The sequence below is a fragment of the Nocardia sp. NPDC049737 genome, from assembly GCF_040674755.1.
Lineage (GTDB): Bacteria > Actinomycetota > Actinomycetes > Mycobacteriales > Mycobacteriaceae > Nocardia.
Map to the genome: position 1 here is coordinate 25973 of NZ_JBFANH010000010.1, position 5556 is coordinate 31528.

The window sequence follows — 5556 nt, forward strand, 5'->3', positions numbered from 1 at the left end:
ATGCCGTGACACGTAATGAGGTGACCGCATCCGCCGATCACGACGCAACGTCCCGTGGTCGGTGGTGGATCCTGGCCGTGGTGTGCATCGGCCCGATGATGGCTTTCGTCAATGTCTCCTCCACCCTCGGAGGGCTCGCCACCATCCAGGCCGATCTGCACCCCTCGTCGTCGATGGCCGTCTGGGTCGCCAGTGCCTACAGCCTGGTCGTGGCCAGTCTGGTGCTCGGCAGCGGGACCATCGGGGATCTCATCGGCCGGCGGCTGATCTTCGCCACCGGCGCGGCCGTCTTCGCGGCGGGCAGTGCTGTGGCATTCGCCGCGCACAACACGGTCGTATTGATTGCCGCCCAGGCCATCATGGGAATCGGCGGCGCGATGGTGTTGCCCACCAGCCTGGCCATCATCAGCCACACCTTCACCGATATGCGCGAACGCACCGAGGCCGTTAGTATCTGGGCCGGAAGTTCCGGAATCGGCCTGGCGATCGGTCCGCTGGGAGCGGGGGTGCTGGCGGGTGCGTTCTCCTGGCATGCGATCTACCTGATCAATGTCGTACTGGGTGTGGTTGCCCTTCTCGGCGCGGTGACACTGATTCGTGAGAGCAGACTCCCCACCCGGGCACTCGATCCCGTCGGGATGGTGCTGGGCACCCTCGCCATCGCGGCACTGACCTATGCGGTGATCGAAGGCGGCTCACTGGGATACACCGAGGTCCGCATCCTGTGTGCCTACGCTGTGCTGGCCGTGTCACTGGTGGCGTTCATCCGGTACGAAGCCCGCCATCCCGATCCCATGCTGGACGTGAAGCTCTTCCGGTCCGGATCCTTCAGCGCCGTGATGGGTACGGCCGCGGTCACCCTGCTGGGATTCACCGGCACCGCGCTGGTCACCGTGCTCTACCTGCAGCACGTGCAGGGAACCACGGTCCTCGCCGCCGCCGTGCGGCTCCTGGTGATGTTCGGCCCCTTCGTCCTCATCAGCGCCGTCGCCGCCCGTATCGTGCATCGCATCGGGTTCACGACGATGCTCACACTCGGCCTCGTCGTCATGGCCGCCGGCATCTTCGCGCTCCTCGCCAGTCCACCCGGTACCGGGTTCGGACGGATTTGGCCCGGACTACTGCTCGCCGGTATCGGCAGCGGCATGCTCATCGCACCCGCTACCGCGGCGGCGGTCAACAGCGTCGCACCACACCAGGCAGGTATGGCCAGCGCCACGGTCAACTTGTTCCGTCAGGTCGGCAATGTACTGGGTGCCAGCGTTCTGGGCACCATCCTGACGACGCGGTTCGCCGACAACCTCCGCGACGAACTCCGTGCTGCCGACCTGCCTCGGCCGCTCACCGACGCCGTCGTGTCCGCCGCCGCAGCGGGCGAGCACAGCTCTGCCCTCCCGCCCGCCGTCGCCGGACCGGTCCGCAACGCCATCCAGCACGCGTTCACCGACGCCACCCATCTCGCCCTCACCGTCGCCGGCGTCGTGCTGCTGATCACCGCGGTCCCGGTCGCGATATTCGTCCGCCGGCAACCCGGCACATTCGAGACCGCCACGGCCCCAACGACTTCGGAACTCGACACCGCATAGGACGGACGTGCCGGTCGACCGGGCGTCACTGGTCGGATGTGCTCACCGGAAGCGGGTCGGTCCAATACACCACGTGGCCCCACAATTGCCACAGGGCCTCGACGGCGGCCTCGTCGGTGAGCTCGATGTGAGGACTGTCGTTCTGGTACTGCCAGGTGAGGCAGAACTGTTCGATCATGGCGGTCAATGCCGATGCGGCGATCTCGGGATCGAGCCCGGGACAGTAGCCCGCGGCCTGGGCCGCGCGGATATCGCGAGCGATGAGCGTATTTGCGCTGCTGTGGATTTCGCGCCAGCGCGCCGCGAACGCGGGGTCGATCATGGCCGCCTGGCTGATACCGATGACCTCGGCCAGATGTTCGCGGTAGTGCAGTATCGCTCGAGCGCGCGTTCACTCGCCTCGACGAGTATCTGGATACGGCGGCCAGTGCGGACGTGCGCAAATACCGTCCCGAGAATCTCGCCAACGCGCTGCCTTCGGGCCCTATCGGCCGGTCGCCTCACGCAGCTCGGGTGTCGACGCCTCGACGAAGTCCTCGGCGGTGCACAACGGCCATACCTCACGACACCGTTGCGGATCGGGGGGCCGCGGACCCACCGTGCGCGGACGGTCTCAACCCTGATTCACCCCTAAGTCGAACGGCAAGCCGCGGTTTCGACATCGACATCGAGAAATGTCTCCGCCCGGGATCTTCGGTAGGTTATAGATGTCGAGTGCGCGTTATGACGGGGATCGCTGACCGGCGGGCTTGCCATGGGTGGTAAATACCAGCATTGCGCAGGGACGCGAAGTGCGAAATCTTCAGCCTTGGACATTCCAAATCCTGACGACGAACCGATCCAGGCGATTTTGGGGGGAACTGTTCGTGAACTGCTCGCGGTCGAGGTCGCGCGTTGGCGCCTCCGGGGTTTCGGCGCTTTTGTCGTTCCTGGAACATGGAGAGCGCCGTGACGCAGGCCGAGGATGAGGATCTCGAGGGGTTGGTCGATCGAATCGCGGATGGGCTGCGTGAGGTAGCCCCGCCCGGGTGGCAGCGGCTGGAGGCGTGGTTCGCGATGACCGTGGTCGCCGAATCGGCGCTGCTGGTGGTCGACGACGGTATCCGGTCGTTCCGGTGCCCCGTACCAGATGCGGTGTGGGCTGCGGTGCGCCGGCATCGGCAGGTGTCGGCAAGGGCCGAGGGCGGCCCGTGGTGGCGGTTGCTGGTGCGCATCGACGCGGACCGTGTCGAGGCTGCTGCTGATCACGGTGCCGTGCCGTTCCCCGGCGAGCAATTGTTCGCACCGGAGGCCTATCTCGCCGACTTGGAACGCTATCCGCGGGATCGGCTGCCGGTGTGGCTGGCGGCCTACCTCGGGCGCGGCGAACGTCGGACTCGGCCGCCGCGCGCCGCCGCCGACGCGACGCGGGCGGACCAGCGTGCGGGTCTGCGGGCGGTGGCCGTGGATAACGAACTGCCGGAGCTGGCCGTGTTGTGGGCCCGGTGGGCGGTGCTGGCGGCAGCCTTCGTGGCGGTCGGGTCGGGGCAGGGGCCGCGGATCGGTCCGTCGGTGGGCATCTTCGAAGGCGCCGGACGTAGCGGTTCGACGTTGACGCTATTACCCGGTGACCGGGCCGTGCTATCGGGTGGTGTGTGGGATGCGTCGGTTCTGGACGCCGCGTACAACGCGGGTGCGGCAATGCCGGAATTGTTTGCGGGAGCACCGGATTGGGTGGCCGACCCGGTACTCAATCCGCGGGCGGCAGCCGGTTTGCTGTCGTTTTGTTACTGGTGGGAGGCCGGCCAGTGGTACCGGGGTGAGTCCGCGCCGATACCGGAGTGCGCGCCGGCGCTGCCCGCAGTGTGGACGGTCGGCACCGTGGCGGATGTCGTCAGCACCCTGCTGGACGACCAGTCGGGTGGTGGTACGTCGGGCGTGGCCGAGCTATTGGTGTCGGCTGCGCAGGCCGGCGCCGTGACTCGCGAGGCGATCGTGCAGGTCTTCGGGGTCGGCGACGGCACCGACATCGATGGTGCGATGTTCCAGTTCATGCTCGCGGATCTGGACGCGAACCACACCGAAGGGATCGGCGAAGCGGATGCGCTCGACCTCGTCCGTGATCACATCCGACGACAGGGGTATGACACTACGGGTTACCCGCTGTCGACGCTGCGGGCCGATCGCATAAGTGTGGGCTGGATGGTACGTTCGCCGGTGCCGGACGGCGAAATTGCTTTGGACCGTGCGGTTTTCTATGTCGCCGACGATGGCGTTGTGGAGCGCTCGACGACGTCGGTGCCGTTGTCGGTGTTCGTCCCCGGTTTCGAGCGACGGTTCCGGCTGCGCGGCAACGGCCGAGCCTCCTCGGAGGGGGCGCGACGTGAACGATGAAGTTCGGTTGGATCCGGACCACTTGCGAAATCGGGGAGCGCGGCTGGCCGAACTCGGGGACCGCGTGGGGCAAACCTATGCGGGACTGCGCGATTCCCTGGCGCACGCCGAAGGCAGTTGGGGCGATGACAATCTGGGTGTCGCGTTCGCCAGGGAGTTCAAGCCGCATGCCGACCAGTTGCTGGCCAATCTTCGGGCGATGGAGGAGAGCCTGCACAGCACGGCCGCCGGAATGGTGGACGCCGCAAGCCAATTCGAAGTCCAGGACAGGTTCGGCGCCAGCCGGGTCGGCACTACTGCCGACGACCTGGACCCGATCGGCGAGCCGCCGCCGCCCTGGCCGGATGGCAGCGCGAACACGTCCTCACCCGCGGGCACACAGCCGCCCGTGACGTCCGATCCCGCGGCGACCTTTCCGGCAGCGGGTCCTCCGGTGTATCCCACGGACCGGGCTGACCCCACCGAACGATCCATCCCCGGCGGGTCGCGGACACCGGACGCGTCCGCGGGCCGCTCCACGCCGGAGAGCGGTCCGCAGCGGGATCCTTCAGATCGGGCAGTGGGCCGAGAGGTGGAGCGGGGATCAGACGCACCGGGCAGTGGTAACTCCAAGCCTGCCGGAGACTCCGGTCGCCGTCCTCCGGCCGCGGCGGTGTTCCCGCCGGCCGCCGCAGTGTCATCACCGGCCGTGGTGCCCCCGGCCGCTACCCGGGCTTCACCCAGTGCCGCAGCCGGGCGGCCGGCAGGGGCGAGCCCACCGGGTAGTGCGGGACAGCGAGATACGCCGTGGTCCGGGCAGCCGCCCAAAACGGCCGGACCACCCGCCGGTGCCGCGCCGAGACCCCCTGGTCCTCGGTTGCCCTCCTCGCCGCGGACGCAGAAGCCCGCCGATGAATTGCCGCGCGATCGGCGGGGCTCCGGCGCGCGCCCGGTTACCGACCCAGTGGTCGGCTGGCTGGCGCGGACGCTGGCCGAGAACCACGACGTGCGGGTGACCGGATTCGATACCCCAGGCTTGCAGGTGCCGGTTATACGAGAATTCGTGGCCGCAGTGGACCAGGTACTCACCGACTACCCAGTTATCGATCTCGATGTCGTCGCGGTGGCGGAGCTCGATGTCGAAGCGGGGCCGGTGTGTTGGCGTCTCGAACCGCGCGATACACGGGGCACGGGCGCCGGCCGGTCGATCACCCTCGACCAGCGGACCGCGCAGGAGCCGACGCGAGCGACCGGATCGGCGGAGTCCGACACCGAATCGGTGGAGCTGGAAATTTATCAGGCGACGCTGCGCGAATTCGGCCGGGCACTCGACTTCGCCGGTGGCGGTATCGCACGCAGGCGGGCACAGCGCGTCCTGATCGCCGAGTACCTGTGTCTGGAGGCTGGACGCAACAGCACACTCGCCGAGGTAGTGAGCGGTTACCGGCGCTGGCGTGCCGAGTTGACCGGGGACGCCGCGGACGCACGTGGGTTCGACGTGAGCAGGGCCCTCGGCGCCGCGTTCACCGATGTCGTGCTGCGTGGAGACGAGGCGAGTCTCCAGGCGCGAGCACTGCACGCGGTGCTGGTCGACGCGACGTCGCGGTAGGCGGTGCCG

General features: G+C 68.0%; 4 protein-coding genes. 3 read left to right on the top strand and 1 reads right to left on the bottom strand.

Annotated features, from left to right (window positions below):
• Positions 1–5 precede the first annotated feature (5 nt).
• Positions 6–1586: an MFS transporter gene (locus AB0J47_RS15470; protein WP_364345754.1), complete on the top strand. Its 1581-nt coding sequence runs from the start codon at positions 6–8 to the stop codon at positions 1584–1586.
• 25 nt (positions 1587–1611) lie between these two features.
• Here the strand turns inward: AB0J47_RS15470 and AB0J47_RS15475 are convergent, their stop codons facing one another.
• Complete coding sequence (locus AB0J47_RS15475; protein WP_364345756.1) at positions 1612–1908, bottom strand: hypothetical protein; 297 nt, start codon at positions 1906–1908, stop codon at positions 1612–1614.
• A gap of 626 nt (positions 1909–2534) precedes the next feature.
• Between AB0J47_RS15475 and AB0J47_RS15480 the strand changes: the two genes are divergently transcribed.
• Together AB0J47_RS15480 and AB0J47_RS15485 are read left to right on the top strand one after the other, a co-directional pair.
• Entirely contained in the window at positions 2535–3959 is a 1425-nt protein-coding gene (locus AB0J47_RS15480) for a hypothetical protein (protein WP_364345758.1), read from the top strand.
• Positions 3949–5547 (top strand): hypothetical protein, encoded by a 1599-nt coding sequence (locus AB0J47_RS15485; RefSeq protein ID WP_364345760.1) that lies wholly within the window; start codon positions 3949–3951, stop codon positions 5545–5547. Before AB0J47_RS15480 ends, AB0J47_RS15485 begins: the two co-directional genes overlap by 11 nt.
• Positions 5548–5556 lie beyond the last annotated feature (9 nt).